Below are 21,710 nucleotides of genomic sequence, written 5' to 3' on the forward strand. Positions count from 1 at the left end.
TCTGCGCCCCGCGCAGATTTCTTATCGGTGATGCTTGTGCGCCGCAGCATTCCATTGCAGCATGGAACTCTGACACCTGGCGGGGCTTTGACATTTGGTGGGAATCGGGCCGGCGTTTGACGAGATCATGGGCACTTCGGGTGCTGCGCTCGTTCGTCCCGAACTGACCGCGCTCGGCGAATGGCTCGACACCACCGACGCCGCCGAGCTCAAGCGCCGCCAGCAATCGGCCGAAGTCACGTTCCGCCAACTCGGCATTACCTTCGCCGTCTATGGCGATGAGGATGCCAGCGAGCGGATCATCCCGTTCGACATCGTACCGCGCGTGTTCCTCGCCGACGAATGGTCGCGGCTGTCCGCGGGGCTGGTGCAGCGGGTCGAGGCGATCAACGCGTTCCTCGATGATATCTACGGCGCCCGTCGGATCATGAAGGACGGCGTCCTCCCCGAGGACCTCATCTTCGGCAATCCGCAATTCCGGCCCGAGATCGCCGGGATGCGGCCGCCGCACGGCATCTGGGCGCACATTTGCGGGATCGACCTGGTGCGCACCGGGCCCGACGATTTCTTCGTGCTGGAGGACAATGCGCGGACGCCGTCGGGTGTCAGCTACATGCTCGAAAATCGCGAGGCGATGTTGCGGCTGTGCCCGGAATTGTTCCGCCAGTTCCGCGTCGCCGCGGTCGATTCCTATCCCGACCGTTTGCTCCAGACGATGAAATCGGTCGCGCCGCAGGGAACGGGGAGCAACCCGGTCTGTGTCGTGCTGACGCCGGGCCATTTCAATTCGGCCTATTACGAACACAGCTTTCTCGCGGATTCGATGGGGGTCGAGCTGGTCGAGGCGGCGGATCTGGTGGTCGACGACGATATCGTCTGGATGCGGACGATCGCCGGGCGGGTGAAGGTCGACGTGATCTATCGCCGGATCGACGACGATTATCTCGATCCCCTGGTGTTCCGCCCCGACTCGATGCTGGGCGTACCGGGCCTGATCGCGGCCTATGCGGCGGGGAATGTCGCGCTGCTCAACGCACCGGGCAACGGCATCGCCGACGACAAGGCGATCTATTCCTACATGCCGGAGATCGTGCGTTATTATACGGGCGCCGAGGCCAAGCTGCCCAACGTTCAGACCTTCCGCTGCCGCGAACCCGATGCGCTGAAATATGTTCTCGAGCATCTCGACGAACTGGTGGTGAAGCTGGTCGACGGATCGGGCGGTTACGGCATGCTGGTCGGGCCGACCGCGTCGAGGGATGAGATCGAACGGTTCCGCGCGGCGTTGATCGCCGAACCGCATCGCTACATCGCGCAGCCGACCTTGGCTTTGTCCACCGTGCCGACATTGGTCGAGCAAGGCCTCGCCCCGCGCCACGTCGATTTCCGACCGTTCGTGCTGACCGGATCGAAGGGCGTGCAAGTGGTGCCAGGGGGGCTGACGCGCGTGGCATTGCGAGAGGGATCGCTGGTGGTCAATTCGTCGCAAGGCGGCGGGACCAAGGATAGTTTCGTGTTGCTCGACAACGGGCCAGCGCATTTCCAGGTGCAGTCGTGAGGGGCGATCCTCAAATCCTCCCCGGGACGGGGAGGGGGACCATTCGCGCAGCGAATGGTGGAGGGGGCCCTCCACGTCTACATCGCTTGTGGCCTACCCCCTCCACCACGCCGCTGCGCGTCGCGGTCCTCCTCCCCGTAAATGGGGAGGATTTTTGATGCTCTCCCGCACGGCATCCTCGCTCTACTGGCTCGGCCGTTACGTCGAGCGCGCAGACTTCATCGCGCGTCTGGTCGAGGCAACAGTCCGCCTCGACGTCCTCTCCCCCCGGCCCGCTGGCGATATAGCGTGGGCCAGCGCGCTCGCGGTGATCGACGCGCAGGAAGCGTTCGAGGCCTCGGGGGCGACGATCGGGCAGCAGTCGGTGGCGCGCTTCCTGACGCTCGACGCCAGCCATCCCGGGTCGATCGTGCGATGCCTCGACAAGGCGCGGACCAATGCGCGCGCAGTGCGAACCGCACTGACCCGCGACGCCTGGACCGGAATCAATCGCGCCTGGCTGTTGTTCGACAGCCGCTCGTCGCCCGGCGGCGCCACCGCGACCCTCAACCTGGCAGAGGCGGTCAAGGCGGAGACGCGCGGGTTCGAAGGCGCGATCCACCGTATGCTGCGCAACCAGACGACCTGGTTCATCCGGCTGGGTCAGGCAATCGAGCGCGCCGACAACACCGCGCGCCTGCTCGACGTCAAATACCATATCCTGCTGCCCGAGGATGAGACGGTCGGCGGCGTGGTCGATCGCGACCAATGGACCACCATCCTGCAAACCGTGTCGGCAGTGACCGCCTATCGCTGGCTCTATTCGGACGGCCTGTCGCCGGCCAACGTCATCGACTTGCTGATCGCGCGCCACGAGCTGCCGCGCAGCCTGGCCGCCTCGGTCGAGGAATCGGTCGAATTGCTGTCGCTCCTCGCCAAGCGCACCGGGCACCATGGCGAGGCCGATCGCATGGCGCGGGGGCGGCACGCGCGGATGATGAAGACGCGGTCGGCCGACGTGATCCTGGGCGGGCTGCACCAATATCTCGAGACCTTCATTGCCGAAAATGCCGATCTGCACTTCGCGATCGGGCGGCAGTTCAAGTTCGCCTGATGCGGATCGTCGTCGATCACACCATCATCGTCGACTTCCCCGTTTCGTTGCCGCGCGTCACCTTGGCGCTGCGCGTTACCCCGGAGGACAATCACGACCAGACCGTCGCCGGCTGGCGGATCGGTCCCGATTGCGACGCCCGCCTCAACGTCGGGCGCGACGGTTATGGCAATATCCTGACGATGCTCTACGCCGACGGTCCGCTCAACCGGATCGAGATCCATGTCGGCGGCGAAGTGTTCACCGGTCCATCGAGCGGCATCCTCAGCGCGGCGCACCCCGAACCCTTGCCGCCGTCGCTGTTCCTGCGCCAATCGTCCGGCAATGCGGAGGCGCCCGACCTTGCCGCCCTCGCGATCGACGCGATCGACGAAGCGGAGGGCGATATCGATCGCCTGCATCTGCTCAACGTGGCGCTCCATCGCCGTGCGGAGGAGTCCGGTGCGGACGTTCTGGCTGCGATGTTCGTCGCGGCGGCGCGGCGCTTGAACTATCCGGCGCGATGCGTGTCGGGCTATTTCGCGCGCGATGGCGGCGCGACGCCGCATTTCTGGGCCGAAGCCTATGTCGCCGATGTTGGTTGGGTTGGCTTCGATCCCGCGATTGGCCTGTCCGCGGGCGAGGATCATGCACGGGTCGCCAGCGCGATCGATCTCAGCGGCGTGGCGACAGTGATTGGGGGCCGTATTAGGCTTTAGCTCTTCCCCCGAAAGGGAGGGTTTCAGACGAACTCGCTGGTAATCGCCAACGCCTGTTCGGCAGGGTGGATTGGCGGAGCGTAATTCGCCTCTTCGTCTTCGAGCAACGACCACCCCGACGGACCGAGCACCTCGATCGGGCGATAGCGCGTCTTGTACGCCATGCGTGCCGATCCCTTCACCCAATAGCCGAGATAGACATAGGGCAGGCCGGCGGCGCGGGCGCGCAATATGTGGTCCATGATGATGAAATTGCCCAAGCCCGGGCGGCTTTCCTCATCGGCCAGGAAGAAGCTGTAGATCATCGACAGGCCGTCGGCCTGCTGGTCGGTCAGGCACGCGCCGATCAACCGGCCGCGTTCGCCATGCAGGCTTGGCTCGCGATATTCGACGACCACCGAATTGACCGGCGATTGCTCGACCATGTCGGCATAATCGCTGTCGTCCATCATCGTCATCCCGCCGCCCGGGTGCCGCGCGCTGAGGTAGCGGCGAAGCAATTGGAACTGCTCGTCGGTCGCCCAGGGATTGCAGGCGGTGATTTCGAGATCGGCATGGCGGCGCAGCAATTTGCGCTGGCTCGCATTGGGTTTGAACTCGGGCGCGACGACGCGGACCGAGACGCAGGCCGAGCATCCCGCGCAACTCGGGCGATAGGCGACCGACTGGCTGCGGCGGAAGCCGATCCGGCCGAGCGCGTCGTTAAGTTCGCTGGCGTGCGGGCCGTTGAGTTCGGTGAAGACCTTCCGCTCCTGCCGGCCCGGCAAATAGGGACATGGCGACGGCGATGTCACGAAAAAGCGCGGAAAACGAAATGGCGCGGTCACCGACGAATATGTCCCCTCAGACGCCGGTCCATCCGGCCTCTGGAACGCACTATGAATCGAGTGGGGCGTGATGAAAAGCGGCTTTACCAAGAAAGGTGGTTAATGATTCACCAGAATGAGACGAACCGCCTTGCGGATACAGAATACGGCCTCGCGACTCGCGGGCGCAAGGCGGCTCGTCGCTGCTCCGATTCGTTTTGTCGCAAGCTTCGGTTCAGGGAGTCCTGATTAACCGCGACGGCTCTGTTTCAGCGGAACTGAAACGGTTGCGGCACCGGCCCGGCACCGTCTCAGCGTAGCTGCAAGGGACTCTAAGGAGATGATGATGCGTCGCTTGTTGATTGCCGCCCTGATCGTTCCACTTGCCGTCCCCGCGACGGCGCAGCGCGTGCAACCCGTTCTCCCGTTCGCGCCGCGCGGAATCGATTATGTCGAAAGCGTCTGCACCGGTGGATTCGACGGGCGCTATGAGCAGACGCGGATTCTGGCCAATGGCCAGGTGATGAAAGTGACTCGCCGGTCGGATGGCGTGTTGCGGGCGCGGGCGACCAAGGCCGAGGTGAGCAAGATCTGGCGCGAACTCGACTTCGCGCGCTTCGAGCAACGCACAGTGCCGCCGGAAAAGCCTTATGTGATGGACGGCATCGACTGCGCGCTGACGCGCCGTGTCAACGGCCGCGTCCACACCGTGACCTTGATGCAGCAAAGCCGCACCAGGCCGCGCTATCGCGACTTGGTCCAGGCGCTGGATGATGTGAACGAAATCGGTCGCCGTGCGACCGGGCCGGTGCTGCGGCCGGCGGCGGAATAACGTGGACTGCCTGAGGCTCGGGGTGGCATAGCGCCGCCGCGCGCTCTACCCCGGCCTCATGCACCTTCGCGCGCAAGCCCTGGTCCTGTCGGTCCGCCAGCATGGCGAGCACAATGCCGTGGTGCGCTGCCTGACGCGCGAGGCGGGGATGATCGCGGGCTATGTTCGTGGCGGGCGGTCGCGGGCGCTGCGGCCGGTGTTGCAGCCGGCCAATCTCGTGGTGGGGGAGTGGCGGGCGCGGACCGAGGATCAGCTTGCCGGGCTGACCGTCGAACTGATCCACAGCCGCGCCCCACTTTATTCCGAGCCATTGGCAAGTGCCGCGCTGGAATGGGTGACCGCGTTGACCGCGATCGCGCTGCCCGAAAACCAGGCTTACCCACGGCTTTATGGTGCACTCGACGGCATGATCGGGGCGATCGAGGCGGCGCCCGCCGCGCGCGGCTGGGCGGTGGCATTGGTGCGGTATGAGGATCTGCTGCTGGCCGAGCTTGGCTATGGCCTCGGCCAGTCGCAGACGGTGAGCGGCGAGTCCGGCTGGCCCGAAATCATCGCCGCGCTGGCGCTGACGGGCCGCGAGATTGAGACCCATCTGTTGACCGATCGCCGCGCCGAGGCATTGGCTGCGCGCGCGCGCCTGGTCGAAAGGCTCAAGCGCGCGGTTGCGTGACGGCGTTCGTCCCGGCAAAGGCGACCGCGTCGAATGAAAGGAAGTCGCGTGCCGTTGATCGTCTTGCTGCCCGGAGACGGGATCGGACCCGAAGTCATTGCCGAAGCGCGCCGCGTGCTCGACGCGTTGGCGCTCGACTTGACGTTCGAGCAGGCGCCGGTCGGCGGCCAAGCCTATCTGCAAGCGGGCAACCCGCTTCCGGCATCGACGCTTGAGCTCGCCAAACGCGCCGATGCGATCCTGTTCGGCGCGGTCGGCGATCCGCAATTCGACGCGCTCGAACGCCGGTTGCGCCCCGAAGCTGCGATCCTGGGGCTGCGCCGCGAACTCGGCCTGTTCGCCAATCTGCGCCCGGCCAAGCTGACTCCTGGGCTGGAGGATGCCTCGCCGCTCAAGCCCGAGATCGCCCGCGCGATCGACATGGTGATCGTCCGCGAGCTGACCGGCGACGTCTATTTCGGTGAGAAGGGCCGCCGCGTCGGGCTCGGCGGGGTGCGCGAGGGCCATGACCTGATGCGCTATGACGAGACCGAGGTCGAACGTATCGCGCGCGTCGGGTTCGAAACCGCGCGCCGCCGCCGCGGCAAATTGTGCTCGGTCGACAAGGCCAATGTCCTCGAAACCTCGCAATTGTGGCGCGACATCGTCAACGAGGTCTCCGAGGATTATGACGATATCGAGCTGACCCACATGTATGTCGACAATGCCGCGATGCAGCTGGTCCGCAATCCGGGTCAGTTCGACGTCATCGTCACCGGCAATCTGTTCGGCGACATCCTGTCGGATCAGGCGAGCATGTGCGCAGGGTCGATCGGGATGCTGCCGTCGGCCTCGCTGTCGAGCTGGCGGTCGAGCCTCGGTATGTACGAACCGATCCATGGATCGGCGCCCGACATTGCCGGCCAGGGGAAGGCCAATCCCTGCGCGACCGTTCTGTCGGCGGCGATGATGCTCAGGCATTCGCTCGACATGGCGGCGGCGGCGGACCGGATCGACGCGGCGGTGGGCAAGGCGATTGCGAGCGGCGCGCGCACCGCGGATCTGGGCGGTACGCTGTCGACCTCGGCGATGGGCGACGCGATCCTCGCCGGCCTGTGAGCGACCTGCTCGACCTCGCGGTCGTCATTCCGACGTTCAACGAGCGTCGCAACGTGCCCGTGCTGGTCGCCAAGCTCGACGAGGCGCTGAAGGACATCGCCTGGGAAGCGATCTTCGTCGATGACGACAGTCCCGACGGCACCGCGGATGCGGCGCGCGAACTAGCGAGGGTCGATCGCCGCGTGCGAGTGATCCAGCGGATCGGGCGGCGCGGGCTGTCCTCGGCGTGTATCGAAGGAATGCTGGCGACCGCCGCGCCCCTGGTCGCGGTGATCGACGGCGATCTGCAGCATGACGAGACGATCCTGCCGGCCATGGTCAAAGCGCTGCATGGGGATGCCACGCTCGACGTGGTGATCGGGTCGCGCTTCGTCGATGGCGGCGGGACAGGCGAATGGGACAAGGACCGCGTCGCCAAATCGGCGCTGGCGACCAGGCTGGCCCGGCATGTGCTCGAAGCCGATCTCAGCGATCCGATGAGCGGCTTCTTCATGATCCGCACAGAGATCGTGCGCAAACTCGCGCCGCGCCTGGCCGCGATCGGGTTCAAGATCCTGCTCGACATCATGACCGGGTCGCCGCGCCCGCTCCATTTCCGCGAACTGCCGTACACATTCCGCGTCCGCACCGAGGGCGAAAGCAAGCTCGATCACGTCGTCGCGATGGAATATCTGATCGCGCTCTACGACCGCATGTTCGGGAACGTCATCCCGGTGCGCTTCGCGATGTTTTCGGCGATCGGCGCGATCGGCGTCGGCGTGCACATGGCGGTGCTGACCTTCGCGATGTTCGTACTGAACGTGCATTTCCTGACCAGCCAGATCATCGCCGCGGTCGCGGCGATGACCGGCAACTTCTTCCTCAACAACGCGCTGACTTATCGCGACCGCCGGCTGAAAGGCGTGCGTCAACTGATCGACGGCTGGATTTCGTTCTGCGCGGTCTGCGCGGTGGGTCTAGTCGCCAATATCGGCGTTGCAGGGTTCCTGCACGATTTCCGCGACAGCGGCTGGGCGGCGTCGGCGATGGTCGGCGTGTTGATCGGCGCGGTGTGGAATTACGCGCTGTCGTCGAAGTTTGTTTGGGGGAGGTATTAGGCTCGGCGCAGCGGAATAGCGGATGCTATTCCGTGCCTCGGCGCCGAGCCCGGCCGGCGGCGCAAAGCGCCGACCGACGGCGCGAATTCACTTCGCGCCGGCTCGCCGGCGGATCACTGCGACGCGCTGGCCCCTAATCCCCCACCCAACGCCCGGAACGTATCGCTAGCCACCTGCAATTGCCGTGCGCGCAGCTGCAGCAAACTACGTTCCGCATCCAATGCCGCGGTCTGAGCGAGTACCACCTCAAGATAATCCGACGCCCCGTCATGATACCGGGTCAACGCCAGGTCGCGCGTACGCTCGGCCGCTCGCGTCGCCTCTGCCTGATCGGCTTCGCTCGCGATCAACAAGCGCTGCGCCGCGAGATCGTCCTCGACCTCGCGGAATGCCGTGAGGACGGTCTGGCGGTAATTGGCGGCGGCTTCGTCATATTGTGCTCGTGCGATCTTTACGCCAGCGCGGCGCTTGCCGCCGTCGAAGATCGACAGGACGGCCTGGAGTGGGCCGAGCGCCCAGAAGGTGCTTGGCGCACTCAGCCAGCTGCCGCCGGCTGCCTCGTAACCGGCCGCGCCGCCCAGGGTGATGTTGGGAAACAGCGCGGCGCGCGCCACACCGATCTCGGCGTTGGCCGCGGCGACGCGGCGTTCGGCGGCGGCGATATCGGGGCGCCGCTCGAGCAGGGTCGAGGGAATGCCCGCGGCGATCGTGGGCGGCTTCGTCTGTTGATCGGCCACCGGGATAGAGAAGGTCTCTGGCGCTTCGCCAACCAGCACGGCGATGGCGTGCTCGTCCTGCGCGCGGTCGATCTCGACCGTCGACAATTCGGACTTGGCGCTCGACAGCTGCGTCTGCGCCCGGCTGACGTCGATCCCCGAGGCGATCCCGCCCGAATGGCGCGTATCGGTGAGGTCGAAGGCGCGCTGGTAGGACGCGACGGTCTGTTTGAGCAGCGTGATCCGCGCATCGAGCCCGCGCAAATCGAAATAGGTCGAGGCGAGTTGGGCCTGGAGGCCCAGCCGGATGCCATCGACATCGAACGCCGCGGCCTTGGCCGACGCGTCACCCGCGGCGACGCGGTTTCGTACCTGGCCGAACAGGTCGAGTTCGTAGGAGAGCGAGGCGCCGATCGCCTTGTCGGTGAAGATGCTGGACCTGCCCGGGCTGTTGGGCCGGTTCGCCGACTGGCGCTGGCGCTCGATGCTGGTCGATGCGCCGACCTGGGGAAGCAGGTCGCCACGGGCCTGACGTGCGGCGCCCAAGGCCTGCTGATAGCGCGCGGACGCGGCGGCGAGGTCGAAATTGCCCTTGTCGATCCGTTCCTCGAGCGCCGTCAGCGCGGGGTCGCCGAACGCTTCCCACCATTTGCCGGACGGGGCGACATCGCTGCCGGCGGGCTGCCACGGCGCTTCCTTGAACGCAGCGGGCGTGCTGATCGCCGGGCGCTGATAATCGGGCGCCAGCGAGCACCCGCCAAGCAACGCCAGCGACAGCGCGAGGAGACGCCTAATTACCACCGCGCGCGACCTGCACCTTGTCGCCCGACTGGATCGAATCGGGCGGGTTGTCGATTACCTGGTCGGCGGGGGTCAGGCCGGCGCTGATCTGGACGCGATCGCCTAGATCGCGTCCGATCGTCACCGTCTTGAGTTGCACCTTGCCGCCGGTATCGAGCACCGCGACCTGGGTGCCGTTCTTGCCGATGATCATCGCGCTGGCGGGGAGCTCGACGGCATTGCCCGCGCCGCCGATCGGGAAGGTCGCCTGCGAATAGGCGCCAGGTTTCAAAGCGCGGTCGCCATTGTCGGCGAGCAATTCGACCAGCACGGTGCCCGAACTGGTGTCGACGGCGCCAGCCGATCGCGTCATCACCGCTTTGAACGGACGGCCGGGATATTCCGGCAGGCTCAGCTGAATTTCCATGCCGGGATGGACCTGTGCGGAATAGGCCTGGGGCACTTTCACGAAGGCGCGGATCTTGCTGACGTCGGCTACAGTGAACAGCGGCGCGCTGGCGGCGCTGCCCGCGGTCACGAGCGCGCCGATGTCGGTCGACCGTGTCGTCACTATACCCGCGAACGGCGCGGTCAGCCGGGTGAAACCCTGCTGATATTGCAGCCGGCTGACATTGGCGCGCGCGGCGTTGGCGACGGCCGACTTGGCGGCGAGGTCGCCGACCTTTTCGTCGGTCTCCTGTTTCGATACCGCATCCTTGCCGAGCATCGTCTGCCAGCGCGTCGCGGTGGTCGCGGCGAGCTGCTGGTTGGCGCGGGCGGTCTGTAGATCGGCGCGCGCGGCGGCGAGTTGCTGGTCGACCTCTGGCGCGTCGATCACCGCGAGTAACTGACCCGGACGCACGGGATCGCCGATATCGACGAACCATTTGCGAACATAGCCGCTGGTCCGGGCGTAGATCGGTGCGCTCTGCAACGCCTGCAGCGTCGCCGGCAGCGTCAGCGCAGTCGTCGCGGCGCTCGGCCTGGCGTGGATCACATTGACCGTCGGGGTCGACTGGTCGTGCGTCCAGGTCGCGAGCTGCGCCTGCGAATGGACGCGCGTGCCGATCCCGATCCCGACCACCGCGATCGCGGCGACCGCGGCGATGATGCCGGTGCGTTTCAGATTGGGGCCGTCGCCGTCAGGCATAGGCTTCCTCCAGCTTGGGAGCCGCGTCCGCCTTTTCGGCGTGGCGCCGATGGACGAGGCTGAAGATTACGGGGACGAACATCAGGGTAGCGAAAGTCGCGACCATCAGGCCGCCGATCACCGCGCGGCCGAGCGGGGCGTTCTGCTCGCCACCTTCGCCCAGGCCCAGCGCCATCGGCAGCATGCCGATGATCATCGCCAGCGCGGTCATCAGCACCGGGCGGAAGCGGACCAGGCCGGCATCGAGCGCCGCCGCGGTCGCGTCGCCCAGCTCGGCTAGGCGTTCGCGCGCGAAGCTGACCACCAGGATCGAGTTCGCGGTGGCGACACCCATGCACATGATCGCGCCGGTGAGAGCGGGGACCGACAACGTCGTCCCGGTCGCGAACAGCATCCAGACGATCCCGGCAAGCGCGCCGGGCAACGCGGTGACGATCACGAACGGGTCGAGCCACGACTGGAAGTTCACCACGATCAGCAGGTAGATCAGCACGATCGCGCCGAGCAGGCCGAAGGCCAAGCCGGAGAATGCCGCATTCATCGTCGCATATTGGCCGCGCAGGGTGACGGTCGTGCCCTTGGGCGCCTTCGCCTTCATATCCTTGAGCACGCGATTGATATCGCCGGCCACCGCGCCGAGATCGCGCCCGTTGGTGGTCGCGAACACGTTGACCACCGGTGCGATATTATAGTGCGATACGACCGTCGGCGCGTAGGAGCGGCCGATCGTGGCAATGCCGCCGACGATCTGGCTGCTCGCACCCGCGGCCGATACCGGCACATTGGCGAGGTCGCTGATCGACCCGACCTGATATTCGGGCGTCTGCGCCACCACCGGGTAGGACACGCCGCTTGCCGGATCGAGGAAATAGACCGGTGCGGTCTGGGATGTGCCCGCGAGTGAGCTACCCAGGCTATTGGTCACGTCGCGCTCGGTCAGGCCATATTGGCCGATCCGGCTACGGTCGACGTTCACGTCGAGCTGCGGATAGCGCGCCGATTGCTGGATGCGGGCGTCGGCGACGCCGGGGATCGCGGTGATCCGGCGCAGCACCTCGCGTGCGAAGGCGGCATTGCCGTCGCCGTCCTTGCCGGAGATCGCGATATCGATCGGGGCGGGGGCGCCGAAGTTCAGGATCTGGCTGGTGATGTCGGCGGGCAGGAACGAGAAGGTCGAACCGGGGAAATCGTGCGGCAATTGCTCGCGCAGCATGCGGACATAATCGTCGGTCGGCTTATGATCCTTGGTCAGCTGGATCAGGATGTCGCCGTCCTGCGGGCCCACCGTGCCCGAATTGTTATAGGTCGTGTTGATCGAGCTGACCGGCAGGCCGATATTGTCGACTACCGACACCAATTCGTCCGCCGGGATGATCTGACGGATGCGCTGCTCGATCCGGTCGAATTGCGCCGACGTATCCTCGATCCGCGATCCGACCGGGGCACGGACATGGAGCGCCATCTGCCCGGCATCGACCGACGGGAAGAAATTCTCGCCGAGGAACGGCACCAGCAGGAAAGACAGCGCGACGCACGCCAGGAAGCCGATGACGAACGGGCGCGGCTTGGCCAGCGCGCGTTCGAGCAAGGCGCCATAGCTTTTGCGAAACCGTTCGAAGCGCTGTTCGAATCCGCGTTGGAAGCGGACCAGCGGGTTGCGCGAGGCGGGCGTCCCGGCCGCGTGCATGTCGCCGGCATGTGGCTTCAGCAGATAATTCGCCATGGTCGGCACCAACGTGCGCGACAGGATGAACGACATGATCATCGCGAACACCACGGCGAGCGCCATCGGCACGAACAGGAAACCGGCGACGCCGGGCAGGAAGAACATCGGCACGAACACGATGCAGATGCACAGCAACGAGACGAACGCCGGTGTCACGATCTGCGCCGCGCCGTCCATGATCGAGGCGAACACCGGTTTGCCCTGTTCGAGGTGCCAGTTGATATTCTCGATCGTCACCGTGGCGTCGTCGACCAGGATGCCGACCGCGAGGCTCAGGCCGCCTAAGGTCATGATGTTGAGCGTATTGCCGGTCGCCGCCAACGCGATGATCGCGCCCAGGATCGCGAGCGGAATCGAGATCGCGATGATCACCGTCGACCGCCACGAACCCAGGAACAGCAGGATCATCACCGAGGTGAGCGCGGCGGCGATCGCACCTTCCTTGATGACGCCTTCGACCGCCGCCTTGACGAACAGCGACTGGTCCCCGATCGGCACGATCTTGAGCGCGCCGGGCAAGGTCGCCTGGATGTTGGGCAGTGCGTCCTTGATCCCCTGGACGATCGCCAGCGTCGAGGTGGCACCGTTCTTGAGCACCGTGATCAGCACCGAGCGCGACCCGTCGACATGGACGACATTGGTCTGCGGCGCGGATCCGTCGCGGACGTGCGCGACGTCGCGCATATAGATGGTGGCGCCGTTCACCACCTTGACCGGGAGGTTGTTGAGTTCCTCGACCGAACCCGGCGCGTTGTTGAGCGCGACGCTATATTGGAAGCTGCCGATCTTGGCGAAACCGACCGGGTTGATCTGGTTCTGCGCGGCGATCGCGTTGCCGACATCCTGCGCCGACAGGCCCTTGGACTGCAGCGCGGCGGGATCGAGATCGACCTGAATCTGGCGCTGACGCCCGCCCGAAGGATAGGGGATCGCCGCGCCCGGTACCGTCACCAGGCCGGGGCGGACCTGGTTCTGTGCCAGGTCGAACATCTTGCCTTCGGACAGACCCTTGCCCGACAAAGCGAGCTGCAGGATCGGCACGGTCGAGGCGTTGTAGTTCAGGATCAGCGGCGGGGTGACGCCCGGCGGCAGCTGCTTGAGCACGGTCTGCGACACGCTGGTCACCTGCGCGGTGGCGGTGCGGATATCGGCGCCCGGCTGGAAATAGATCTTGGTCACGCCGATGCCGGGCATCGACTGGCTCTCGATATGGTCGATATCGTTGACCGTGGTCGTCAGCACGCGTTCGAACGGCGTGATGATGCGTCCCGACATCTGGTCGGGCGGCAGGCCGCTATATTGCCAGGCGACCGCGATCACCGGCACGCGGATATTGGGGAAGATGTCGACCGGGGTCCGGATCGCGGTCAGTACGCCGATGAGTGCGATCAGAATGGCCATGACCACGAAGGTCAGCGGTCGCGTCAGCGCTATGCGGACGATTCCGATCATCGACGATTCCCATGCTCGATTGCCGGCGGCGGGGCGGGGGGCACCGTCGGCGATCTGGTGATGGCACCGGTGGCAAGCCGATGCTGCGTTGCGGCGAAGTGGGCGCGACAATCGCGCCTGTCCAATATTGTTTACGGCATGATTGATATTTATTACGTATCAATCATGGAGTTACGTCATCTGCGCTATTTCGTCCGGGTTGCGGAGGATCTGCACTTCGCACGCGCGGCGAAGCATCTCGGCATTTCGCAGCCGCCGCTCAGCCAGCAAATCCGCGCATTGGAAGACGAACTGCAGGTGCGCTTGCTCGACCGTACCAGCCGCAGCGTCGCGCTGACTCCTGCCGGCAAACTGTTCCTCGACGCCGCGCGGGCGACGTTGCGCCAGGCTGAGCACGCCATGGCGGTCGCGCGCGGCGCGGCGCGCGGCGAGCTTGGCGAACTGGCGATCGGGTTCAACGCCTCGGCCCCCTTCATTCCCGAGATCGCGCGCGCAATCGCCGAATTCCGCCGGCTCTATCCCGATGTGAAGCTGGTGCTGCGCGAGGCGTCGGGACGCGCCCAGGTCGAGGATATCGACGACCGGCTGCTCGACATCGGCTTCATGCGCAGCCGCGAGAAACCCGTCCTGCCGCGCGGCCTGATCGCGCAGCCTTTCCTCCGCGAGCGTCTGTTCGTCGGGGTGCCGCCCGATCATCGGCTGGCAGCGCAGGAAACGGTCGACCTCGTCGATCTGACGGACGAACCGATGGTCTTCTACTCGACCGAACGCAGCCTGTTCACCGGCGAGTTGATGGCGTTGATGCGTGAACGCGGCGTCGAGCCCAACGTCGCGCAGGTGGTGAGCGACGTGTCGACCCTGTTCGGGCTGACCGCGGCTGGGATCGGCGTGATGGTACTGGCGGAATCCTTGTGCAATCTGCAATCGGCGGCATTGGCCTATCGCCCGCTGACCGGCGTGACGATGATGCTGTGGCTGGTCCATCACGCCGCCGACCTGACGCTGCCATGCACGCATTTTCTCGAGGTACTCACTCGTCCGGCGAGCGCGATGGAGGCTTAGTGGTGCATCGTTGGCCATGACCTCGCGGGTCATTGCCGCGGCGAGCCGTCCGGCTACTCTTGCCCGTACATTGCAGGGGAGTCACATCATGCGGTCGGCAATCTGGGTCATCGGCATGCTTATGGCCTTGACCGGAGCTTCGGCGCAGACGGGTCTCCAAGGCGCCGATTATCGCGGGTTGCCGCGCGATCTCGCTGCCGCGGCGACCGCTTACGATCTCGCGCAATTCAAGGCCAACCGCGCCGAGCTCGACCGGCTGCTCGCCGACGATTACATCCTCGCGGGGTCGAACGGGAAGAATCAGACCAAGGCGCAATATATCGCCGAAGCAACCGCGCCGGGCAGCAGGACGACCTATGTCGCGCTCTCGCTGACGGTCCGTCGTGTGTGGTCGGACGGCGCCGTGCTCGGCGGGACGGTCGATGCCAAGGGGTTCGATCGCGGCAAGCCGATCACGGCGCACGCTCGGTTCGTCGACGTCTGGGCGAAGCGGGACGGGCGCTGGCGAGTGGTGTTCACGCAGGCGAATATGGTGAAGTAGTGGGAAGGCCGTGGGACGGCGCGGAGTTAATCCGCGCCGTCGGTCGGCGCTGCGCGCCGCCGGCCGACTTGGCCCTCGGGCGCGGAATAGCATCCGCTATTCCGCTAGGGCCAAGTGGAAAACCACATCCAGTGCATGAATGCCTGCTCTCCCGGCAGCGCCGCGGCGGAGATGATCGGGAAGAAATAGACCGCGATGCCGAACGCCAGGATCGCGAACCCCTCAACCCAATGCTGCAGCTTGCCCTTGCCGAAATGCTCGAACGCGGCCGCCAGCGCGATGCACAGGAAGATCGAGGGCAGATAGTAATAATAGAAGAACCCCAGCGACTTGGGGATGATCGCCCAGATCAGATAGCTCGCCAGCCACAGCCCGGCGGCGAACAACAGCCGGGGATCGTGAGACCGCAGCCAACCCCATAGGCAAGCGAGCACTGCCAGCAATCCGCCCCATAGGATCACCGGATTGCCGATCATCAGCACGCCGCGCATCGCCCCGTCCGACGGCTCGTAGAAATACCAGATCGGCCGGATCATCAGCGGCCAGCTCCACCACGCTGACTGGTAGGTGTGGTGCGGCAGGACCTGGGTCTGCTCGCGGTACATCATGTCCTGGAAGGGTAGCAGATCGGCGAGCGTCTGCGGCTGGTCGTGGTAGAAAAAGGCCGGCGCGAAGGTCAGGAAATAGATCGCGATCGATACCAGTCCGAAGACGGCGAGCGCCGGGATCGCGGGAAGTCCCGGCCAGTGCGGCTGATCGCGGCCCGACCACAAAGTCGCGAGCGGCCGTTTCGCTCTCGCCGTGTCGCGCCAGCGTACCGCCAGGAAGCCGATCCCTGCCCAAGCGACATAAGGGACGGCCGCCCATTTTGTACCAACGGCCAGGCCGAACAGCACGGCCGACAGGATCCAGCGCGGCCAGGCCTTTCCGGCGGGCGCACGCATCGCCCACAGCATCGTCGCGATTCCCCAGAGGGTGAAGGCGGCCAGGAACGGATCGATCATCGCGATCCGCGCTTCGACATAAATGGTGAAGTTGAGCAGCGCGAAGATCGCGCCCATCACTGCCGGGCGCATGCGGCGGTAGAGCAGCCACAGGATCGCGAACACCGCCATCACCGTCGCCGCGCCGGCGATCGTCGAGAAGAAGCGCCAGCCTAGGCTGTTGTCGCCGAACAATGCGATCCCCGCGGCGATGAACTCCTTGGCGAGCAGGGGGTGTTCGGTGTTGACCGGCCCCGACAGGGAAAGCAACGCCCGGGCGGCGGGCACGTAATGGATCTCGTCGAACACGATCTTCGACGGGATCGTGACGCCCCACAGGAACAAGGCTTCCGCAGCCAGCCCGATCAGGATCGCGACGAGAAACGGGCGGGGACGACCATGCATCCCCGCCCGCTTAGCGTGCCGTTCGCGCTTCGGCGACGGCAATTTACGTCCGATCAGGTGGGGATCACCACGTCCCTTCCTGCATCCGACGCTGCCGCTCCGCCTCGCGCGCGGTAGCGATCGGCGGCACCGACGCGCCTTCGGGGATCGGGCCAGCGGGTTGGTAGGTCGCGATGATCGTACCGGACGGCGTGACCTGGTGATCGACCATCTTCAGTGCACCGGCGGGCGTGCCGTCGCCAAACAGCCTTTTGCCGTCGCCCAGGGTCAGGGGGTAGATCATCACCGTCAGCCGATCGAGCAGTCCGGCTGACAACAGGCCGGGATAGACTTCGCTCGACCCCCAGATCATCAGATCGGGGCCGTCGCCCTGCTTCAACGCCGCGACATCGTCCATGCCCTTCAACCGGTGGCTGTTTTCCCATTCGAGCGGCTGATCGCCGCGCGTCAGGACATATTTGCCGGCGTTGGTGAAGGTCTCGCCCAATGTGGCTTCCTCACCTTCGACATAGGGCCAGTAAGCGGCGAAGATGTCGTAGGTCCTTCGCCCGAGCAGCAGATCATAACCATCGAACGTGGCGCCCAGCGTTGCGTCGGCCGCGGGGTCGGGGAATTTGAACTGCCAACCGCCATGCGCGAAGCCGCCGGTGATATCCTCGTTCACCCCGCCTGGTGCCTGCATCACACCATCGAGCGAGACGAAGACGGTGCCGACGATCTTACGCATCGGCCGTCTCCGTCAGTCGCTTGGCGACTTCCTCGAGTTGCTCGGCCATGACCGACCAGCCTTGCTCGAAGCCCATCGCCCGATGCTGCTCGAACGCTTCCTTGGTCCAGTGGCGCGCACCGGCGCGAAAGCGTGTCTTGTCGCCTTCGGGCGTGTATTCGAAGAACCCGACCATGAACGGTCCCTGCGGGATCCAGCCTTCGCGAAAAGCGTCGGTGAAGACGATCTTCCGCATCGGCTCGACCTCGAGATAGACGCCTTCATTGGGCATCACTTCGCCGTTTGGGCCGTGCATCGTGGTCGCGGCACGGCCGCCGGCGCGCAAGTCCATCGCTACCACTTCGGCACGCCAGGGCTTGGGGCAGAACCAGTCGGACAGATGGTCGGTATAGGCCCTCCACGCCGCCTCGACCGGCGCGTCGATCAGGCGTTCGATCGACAGTTCGTATTCGGCGCCGCTCATGCCACCACCTCCCCGGCGCGGGCGCGCTCGATCGTGGCGATGTCGATCTTCTTCATCGTCATCATCGCGTCCATCACGCGCTTGGCGACGGCGGGATCGGGATCGCTCATGCCAGCGATCAACGCACGCGGCACGATCTGCCACGAAAAGCCCCAGCGGTCCTTGCACCAGCTGCACGCGCTTTCCGCGCCGCCATTGTCGACGATCGCGTTCCAATAGCGATCGGTCTCCTCCTGGTCGTCGGTGAAGACCTGAAAGCTCACCGCCTCGTTGGGGGTGAAGGTCGGGCCGCCGTTCAGCCCGACGAACGATTGGCCGAGCACCGTGAATTCGACGGTCAGCTCGTCGCCTTGCTTGCCGCCCGGAAAATCGGACGCTGCTTTATGCGGGCTTCCGACATGGCTGTCGGGAAAGGTCGCGGCATAGAATTCAGCCGCTTCGCGGGCTTTGCCGTGGTCGAACCACAGACAGGTGGTGATCTTGTTCATTGCCGTTCTCCTGAAACGAAACCGACCGACGCGCCTTGCGGGTCGACCGCGACGATGATGCGCTGGCCGCCGGGGACGTCCATCGGTCCCATGATGACGGTGCCACCGCCTGCCTTCACCTTGTCGACCGCAGCGTCGACATCGGGGATAGCGAAGTAGAAGGTCCATTTGAGCGGCTGCTCAGGACTGGCACGATCCATCATCGCACCCAGTCGCACGTCGCCGCAATCGACGAAGGTATAGTCCCCCATTTCGCCCATCGGCATCGCCTCGGTCGAGGTCCAGCCGAGCAGCGACGAATAGAAGGGTAAAGCTGCTTTCTGGTCGCTGGTGACAAGTTCGTTCCAGCTGCACCGTCCGGGCAATGTGGCCGAGAAGCTGGTGCTTTCCTGGTCGCCCATCGATGGATCGGGAGTCATCAAATAGAAGACCACGCCTTGCGGATCGGCGATCATCGCGATCCGCCCGACGCCGGGCAGGTCCGTCGCCGGCATATGCGTCTTGCCGCCTGCCTGTTCGGTCTGCGCCACACCGGCATCGACATCCGCGACGTGGAAATAGGCGAACCAGCCGGGGCCGGTCGGCGCGCCGTCGGGCAACGTCATCAGCCCGCCGACCCCGGTCTCGCCATAATTCAGGATGTTGTAGGGCGTGCCGCCCGCGGGGGAAGGAAAGGTGGTCGTGGTCCAGCCGACGATGTCGCCATAGAATCGCTTGGCGGCCTCGACATCGGTGGTGATCAATTCATACCAGATCGGCATTCCGGTTCGGGTAGCCATCATCTCTCTCCTGTTGATGGTCGTTATTGGTGATCGGTATCCAGCATCGGCACGAAGCCGCCGAAGATCGCGCGCTGCATGTCGAACGCAGGCGGCGCGGCCCGGACGTCGGGATCGTCCATCATCCCGGCAAAGGCGGCATCGCGGGTCGGCTTGTCGGGCCATTCGACCCAGCCGAAAATCACCGTCTCGCCATCCTCCGCCGCGACCGCGCGCTTGAAGTCGGTGACCTTGCCATCGGGGACGTCAGTCCCCCAACCATCGACGATGCGGGTCGCGCCGCTCTTCAGGAAATAAGCGGAAATGCGCGCGGCATGGTCGGCAAAGGCCTGCTTATCGACCGATGTCGGCGCGACGACGCCGTCGACATAGCCGAAGCTGCCGCCATCGCCGCCATCATACACCGCTTCATAGCCGCCATAGATCATGCGCTGCGGATTGAACGGCATCTCGCCATCGGGCTGCATGCGCTCATCGGCCATCAGTTTCTCGGCGGCATTGTCGCACGTCGCCTTGTCGGGCCACCAGACCCAGGAGAATACGATATGTTCGCCAGGCTCGGCCTGGACCGCGCGCTTCATGTCGGTGCGCTTGCCGTCGGGTACCTCCTCGCCCCAGCATTCGACCGTCGCCGTCGCGCCATATTCGGCGAACACCGGCGCTGCCTTTGTCGCCAAGTCGAGATAGGCCTGTTTGTCACCTTCCTTCACGGGAATGATGAAGCCCTGCACATAGGTCATGATGCCTCTCCTCTTGTTGTTTTGGTCAACGATTCAGGGGCAGCAATGCGCGGATGCGGGAGTCGCGCAGCCACAATCCACCCCATAGCATGATCCCGACATAGACGCCGAACAACGTGTAGCCGAACAGCGGGCTTCCGACCCGCAAATGGGTCGCCACGGCGCCGCCCAGATAGCCGGTCAGCAGGACCGCGCCGAGGAATGCCGTGCGCTGCCAGGCATAAAGCGCGGTCGCGACGCCCAGGATTGCTCCCAGCAGCCGGTAGAAGCCGGACGTGGCGGGTAGCCCCAGCGGCGGACTGTGCGCGATCATCGTCATCGGGGCGATCAGTTTGCCCGCGGCATCGGCACCGAAGCACAGGATGACCAGCGCAGTCAGGATGCGGCCAGTCCATAGCTGGAGGGCGCGCGGGGTCGGCGCCGCCGAAGCGGCTTGATAGGTAGTAGCCATGGCTTCTCTCCTAAAGCTGGTGGTTGCTCACGCGACGATCGGCATGCCGGCGAGCGCCGGATAGTCGAGGATGACGATGCCGGTCACGGCGAACCAGAAAAGGCCGGCAATCCAGGGGCGGAAACGTTCGGGCATCGGAAATCTCCTTTGGGGGGAGGGGCGCGGCGCTTAGGCCGCGGCGCCCTCAAGCTGATCGGTCGTCGCGGCGGGGAACGCTTCCATGTCCATGTAGATCGGCTCGAACGTATGACCGTCGAGATCCTCGAACGGGCGACTGTACATGAAGCCCCCGTCCTCCGTGGCGCGCGTCTGGCGGCCGCCGGCGGCGATCGCGGCATCGGTGATCGCGTCGACCTCCGTACGGCTGTCGCGCGACAAGGCGATCAGCGTGGCGCTGGTCTTGTGCGTGTCGGCGATCTCTTTGGTCGTGAAGGTCCGGTAGAAGCCATGGTCGAGCAACATCACGTGGATCGCGTCGGACCAGACCATGCACGACGCCTGTTCGTTGCTGAACTGCGGATTCTTCTCGAACCCGATCGCTTCGTAGAAGGCAGTCGACTTGGCGACATCGGCGACCGGCAGGTTCACGAAAATCATCTTGGTCATCTGTTCTCTCCCTAGAGCCGGGGACCGCCAAGGGGGCTGGCGAATCGGCTGACTTGACTTTTATGCCGACTCAAGTTACAAAAAGCAACCATGAAGTTATAAAAAGTGACTAAGCTGGAAAAAATGGTGGAAAAACGGTGGTATGACGATGCCTGCGGCACCGCGATGGCGCTCGAATTGGTGGGCGAACGCTGGTCGCTGTTGATCGTTCGCGAGCTGATGTTCGGCGGCCGGCGCTTCGGCGAGCTCAAAGGCGCGCTCAACGGCATCAGCGCCAATGTGCTGACCCAGCGGCTCGAAGGGATGGAGGCCGCCGGCATTCTCCAGAAGCGCAAACTGCCGCCGCCCGCCTCAGTCCAGATCTATGAGCTGACTCGCTGGGGTTATGAAAGCGAAACCGCGATCCAGGAGCTCGGCCGCTGGGCGACGCGATCGCCCGCGCATGATCCGTCCTTGCCCTTGTCGGCGGCGTCGCTGATGCTGTCGTTCCGCACCATGTTGTCGGCCGAACGTTCGGCGGGCATGGTCGCGAGGATCGGTTTTCGGCTGGGCGATGAGGTGTTCACCACCGAACTCGCCAATAGCAGCTTTCAAGTGGCGCGGACCGAACCAGTGGATGCCGATCTCGTCTTCACCTCGACCCCACGCGGATTTGCCGCGCTGACCTATGGCGGCGTGCCCATCGCGGAAGGCGAGAAATTAGGCTTGGTCACGGTCGAAGGGGACCGTGCGCTCGCCGAGCGGTTCGTCACGCTGTTCCCGCTGCCGCCCAAATGGACCGAGGATTGA

At 65.1% G+C, this 21,710-nt stretch carries 22 protein-coding genes; 10 read left to right on the forward strand and 12 right to left on the reverse strand.

Features of this window, described 5'->3' with window-relative positions:
• Window positions 1–97: 97 nt before the first annotated feature.
• The 3 genes from AC1DSD_RS18230 (at window position 98) to AC1DSD_RS18240 (ending at window position 3,349) form a co-directional block, all read left to right on the forward strand.
• Window positions 98–1,558, forward strand: a complete 1,461-nt coding sequence (locus AC1DSD_RS18230) for a circularly permuted type 2 ATP-grasp protein (protein WP_478032091.1) — start codon at window positions 98–100, stop codon at window positions 1,556–1,558.
• Between the two features lie 157 nt (window positions 1,559–1,715).
• Entirely contained in the window at window positions 1,716–2,651 is a 936-nt protein-coding gene (locus AC1DSD_RS18235) for an alpha-E domain-containing protein (RefSeq protein ID WP_478032093.1), read from the forward strand.
• On the forward strand, window positions 2,651–3,349 hold the full coding sequence (locus AC1DSD_RS18240) for a transglutaminase domain-containing protein (protein WP_478032095.1): 699 nt from the start codon (window positions 2,651–2,653) through the stop codon (window positions 3,347–3,349). Before AC1DSD_RS18235 ends, AC1DSD_RS18240 begins: the two co-directional genes overlap by 1 nt.
• A 23-nt stretch (window positions 3,350–3,372) precedes the next feature.
• Here AC1DSD_RS18240 and AC1DSD_RS18245 read toward each other — a convergent pair whose 3' ends face one another.
• Window positions 3,373–4,176, reverse strand: a complete 804-nt coding sequence (locus AC1DSD_RS18245) for an arginyltransferase (RefSeq protein ID WP_478032097.1) — start codon at window positions 4,174–4,176, stop codon at window positions 3,373–3,375.
• 325 nt (window positions 4,177–4,501) lie between these two features.
• Here AC1DSD_RS18245 and AC1DSD_RS18250 point away from each other — a divergent pair, with 325 nt between their 5' ends.
• Genes AC1DSD_RS18250 through AC1DSD_RS18265 form a run of 4 tightly spaced genes read left to right on the forward strand, consistent with a single transcriptional unit; the run spans window position 4,502 to window position 7,852 of the window.
• Window positions 4,502–4,987, forward strand: coding sequence for a hypothetical protein (locus tag AC1DSD_RS18250; protein WP_478032099.1), 486 nt, complete (start codon window positions 4,502–4,504; stop codon window positions 4,985–4,987).
• A gap of 58 nt (window positions 4,988–5,045) precedes the next feature.
• Window positions 5,046–5,657, forward strand: coding sequence for a DNA repair protein RecO (gene recO, locus AC1DSD_RS18255; RefSeq protein WP_478032100.1), 612 nt, complete (start codon window positions 5,046–5,048; stop codon window positions 5,655–5,657).
• Between the two features lie 33 nt (window positions 5,658–5,690).
• The gene (gene leuB / locus AC1DSD_RS18260) at window positions 5,691–6,755 is read left to right on the forward strand and encodes a 3-isopropylmalate dehydrogenase (protein WP_478032102.1); all 1,065 of its coding nucleotides are present in this window, start codon (window positions 5,691–5,693) and stop codon (window positions 6,753–6,755) included.
• Window positions 6,752–7,852 carry a glycosyltransferase family 2 protein gene (locus AC1DSD_RS18265; RefSeq protein ID WP_478032104.1) on the forward strand — a complete coding sequence of 367 codons (1,101 nt, stop codon included), beginning with the start codon at window positions 6,752–6,754 and terminating at the stop codon, window positions 7,850–7,852. The genes leuB and AC1DSD_RS18265 overlap by 4 nt, the downstream gene beginning before the upstream one ends.
• 113 nt (window positions 7,853–7,965) lie before the next feature.
• Here the strand turns inward: AC1DSD_RS18265 and AC1DSD_RS18270 are convergent, their stop codons facing one another.
• From AC1DSD_RS18270 to AC1DSD_RS18280, 3 genes are read right to left on the reverse strand one after another with little or no spacing between them, the layout of a single operon-like run.
• On the reverse strand, window positions 7,966–9,369 hold the full coding sequence (locus tag AC1DSD_RS18270) for an efflux transporter outer membrane subunit (RefSeq protein ID WP_478032105.1): 1,404 nt from the start codon (window positions 9,367–9,369) through the stop codon (window positions 7,966–7,968).
• Window positions 9,359–10,498 (reverse strand): efflux RND transporter periplasmic adaptor subunit, encoded by a 1,140-nt coding sequence (locus tag AC1DSD_RS18275; RefSeq protein ID WP_478032107.1) that lies wholly within the window; start codon window positions 10,496–10,498, stop codon window positions 9,359–9,361. Before AC1DSD_RS18275 ends, AC1DSD_RS18270 begins: the two co-directional genes overlap by 11 nt.
• Entirely contained in the window at window positions 10,491–13,676 is a 3,186-nt protein-coding gene (locus tag AC1DSD_RS18280; RefSeq protein WP_478032109.1) for an efflux RND transporter permease subunit, read from the reverse strand. The genes AC1DSD_RS18275 and AC1DSD_RS18280 overlap by 8 nt, the downstream gene beginning before the upstream one ends.
• A gap of 165 nt (window positions 13,677–13,841) precedes the next feature.
• On the opposite strand from AC1DSD_RS18280, the gene AC1DSD_RS18285 reads away from it, so the two are divergent.
• On the forward strand, window positions 13,842–14,738 hold the full coding sequence (locus AC1DSD_RS18285) for a LysR substrate-binding domain-containing protein (protein WP_478032110.1): 897 nt from the start codon (window positions 13,842–13,844) through the stop codon (window positions 14,736–14,738).
• An 88-nt stretch (window positions 14,739–14,826) separates the two neighbouring features.
• The gene (locus tag AC1DSD_RS18290; protein ID WP_478032112.1) at window positions 14,827–15,279 is read left to right on the forward strand and encodes a nuclear transport factor 2 family protein; all 453 of its coding nucleotides are present in this window, start codon (window positions 14,827–14,829) and stop codon (window positions 15,277–15,279) included.
• Window positions 15,280–15,383: 104 nt separating this feature from the next.
• Here AC1DSD_RS18290 and AC1DSD_RS18295 read toward each other — a convergent pair whose 3' ends face one another.
• From AC1DSD_RS18295 to AC1DSD_RS18330, 8 genes are all read right to left on the reverse strand, one after another.
• Window positions 15,384–16,667 carry a phospholipid carrier-dependent glycosyltransferase gene (locus AC1DSD_RS18295; RefSeq protein WP_478032113.1) on the reverse strand — a complete coding sequence of 428 codons (1,284 nt, stop codon included), beginning with the start codon at window positions 16,665–16,667 and terminating at the stop codon, window positions 15,384–15,386.
• 64 nt (window positions 16,668–16,731) lie between these two features.
• Window positions 16,732–17,394, reverse strand: a complete 663-nt coding sequence (locus tag AC1DSD_RS18300) for a dihydrofolate reductase family protein (RefSeq protein WP_478032115.1) — start codon at window positions 17,392–17,394, stop codon at window positions 16,732–16,734.
• Complete coding sequence (locus tag AC1DSD_RS18305) at window positions 17,387–17,857, reverse strand: SRPBCC family protein (RefSeq protein WP_478032117.1); 471 nt, start codon at window positions 17,855–17,857, stop codon at window positions 17,387–17,389. The genes AC1DSD_RS18300 and AC1DSD_RS18305 overlap by 8 nt, the downstream gene beginning before the upstream one ends.
• Window positions 17,854–18,345: a VOC family protein gene (locus tag AC1DSD_RS18310; RefSeq protein ID WP_478032119.1), complete on the reverse strand. Its 492-nt coding sequence runs from the start codon at window positions 18,343–18,345 to the stop codon at window positions 17,854–17,856. The genes AC1DSD_RS18305 and AC1DSD_RS18310 overlap by 4 nt, the downstream gene beginning before the upstream one ends.
• On the reverse strand, window positions 18,342–19,124 hold the full coding sequence (locus AC1DSD_RS18315; protein WP_478032121.1) for a VOC family protein: 783 nt from the start codon (window positions 19,122–19,124) through the stop codon (window positions 18,342–18,344). Before AC1DSD_RS18315 ends, AC1DSD_RS18310 begins: the two co-directional genes overlap by 4 nt.
• A 23-nt stretch (window positions 19,125–19,147) precedes the next feature.
• Window positions 19,148–19,864: a DUF1428 domain-containing protein gene (locus AC1DSD_RS18320; RefSeq protein ID WP_478032123.1), complete on the reverse strand. Its 717-nt coding sequence runs from the start codon at window positions 19,862–19,864 to the stop codon at window positions 19,148–19,150.
• Window positions 19,865–19,889: 25 nt separating this feature from the next.
• Window positions 19,890–20,315 carry a DoxX family protein gene (locus tag AC1DSD_RS18325; protein ID WP_478032125.1) on the reverse strand — a complete coding sequence of 142 codons (426 nt, stop codon included), beginning with the start codon at window positions 20,313–20,315 and terminating at the stop codon, window positions 19,890–19,892.
• Between the two features lie 168 nt (window positions 20,316–20,483).
• On the reverse strand, window positions 20,484–20,921 hold the full coding sequence (locus tag AC1DSD_RS18330; RefSeq protein WP_478032127.1) for a VOC family protein: 438 nt from the start codon (window positions 20,919–20,921) through the stop codon (window positions 20,484–20,486).
• A 105-nt stretch (window positions 20,922–21,026) separates the two neighbouring features.
• On the opposite strand from AC1DSD_RS18330, the gene AC1DSD_RS18335 reads away from it, so the two are divergent.
• On the forward strand, window positions 21,027–21,710 hold the full coding sequence (locus AC1DSD_RS18335; protein WP_478032129.1) for a winged helix-turn-helix transcriptional regulator: 684 nt from the start codon (window positions 21,027–21,029) through the stop codon (window positions 21,708–21,710).

This window comes from Sphingomonas sp. P4_D12, from assembly GCF_056401895.1.

What these genes read in the sequence shown, in the direction of transcription:
- AC1DSD_RS18235 (WP_478032093.1), top strand. Translation starts at nt 1,716, where the DNA reads ATGCTCTCCCGCACGGCATCCTCGCTCTACTGGCTCGGCCGTTACGTC.
- AC1DSD_RS18240 (WP_478032095.1), top strand. Translation starts at nt 2,651, where the DNA reads ATGCGGATCGTCGTCGATCACACCATCATCGTCGACTTCCCCGTTTCG.
- AC1DSD_RS18250 (WP_478032099.1), top strand. Translation starts at nt 4,502, where the DNA reads ATGCGTCGCTTGTTGATTGCCGCCCTGATCGTTCCACTTGCCGTCCCC.
- recO (WP_478032100.1), top strand. Translation starts at nt 5,046, where the DNA reads ATGCACCTTCGCGCGCAAGCCCTGGTCCTGTCGGTCCGCCAGCATGGC.
- leuB (WP_478032102.1), top strand. Translation starts at nt 5,691, where the DNA reads ATGAAAGGAAGTCGCGTGCCGTTGATCGTCTTGCTGCCCGGAGACGGG.
- AC1DSD_RS18275 (WP_478032107.1), bottom strand. Translation starts at nt 10,498, where the DNA reads ATGCCTGACGGCGACGGCCCCAATCTGAAACGCACCGGCATCATCGCC.
- AC1DSD_RS18280 (WP_478032109.1), bottom strand. Translation starts at nt 13,676, where the DNA reads ATGATCGGAATCGTCCGCATAGCGCTGACGCGACCGCTGACCTTCGTG.
- AC1DSD_RS18285 (WP_478032110.1), top strand. Translation starts at nt 13,842, where the DNA reads ATGGAGTTACGTCATCTGCGCTATTTCGTCCGGGTTGCGGAGGATCTG.
- AC1DSD_RS18290 (WP_478032112.1), top strand. Translation starts at nt 14,827, where the DNA reads ATGCGGTCGGCAATCTGGGTCATCGGCATGCTTATGGCCTTGACCGGA.
- AC1DSD_RS18295 (WP_478032113.1), bottom strand. Translation starts at nt 16,667, where the DNA reads ATGCATGGTCGTCCCCGCCCGTTTCTCGTCGCGATCCTGATCGGGCTG.
- AC1DSD_RS18300 (WP_478032115.1), bottom strand. Translation starts at nt 17,394, where the DNA reads ATGCGTAAGATCGTCGGCACCGTCTTCGTCTCGCTCGATGGTGTGATG.
- AC1DSD_RS18305 (WP_478032117.1), bottom strand. Translation starts at nt 17,857, where the DNA reads ATGAGCGGCGCCGAATACGAACTGTCGATCGAACGCCTGATCGACGCG.
- AC1DSD_RS18310 (WP_478032119.1), bottom strand. Translation starts at nt 18,345, where the DNA reads ATGAACAAGATCACCACCTGTCTGTGGTTCGACCACGGCAAAGCCCGC.
- AC1DSD_RS18315 (WP_478032121.1), bottom strand. Translation starts at nt 19,124, where the DNA reads ATGGCTACCCGAACCGGAATGCCGATCTGGTATGAATTGATCACCACC.
- AC1DSD_RS18320 (WP_478032123.1), bottom strand. Translation starts at nt 19,864, where the DNA reads ATGACCTATGTGCAGGGCTTCATCATTCCCGTGAAGGAAGGTGACAAA.
- AC1DSD_RS18325 (WP_478032125.1), bottom strand. Translation starts at nt 20,315, where the DNA reads ATGGCTACTACCTATCAAGCCGCTTCGGCGGCGCCGACCCCGCGCGCC.
- AC1DSD_RS18330 (WP_478032127.1), bottom strand. Translation starts at nt 20,921, where the DNA reads ATGACCAAGATGATTTTCGTGAACCTGCCGGTCGCCGATGTCGCCAAG.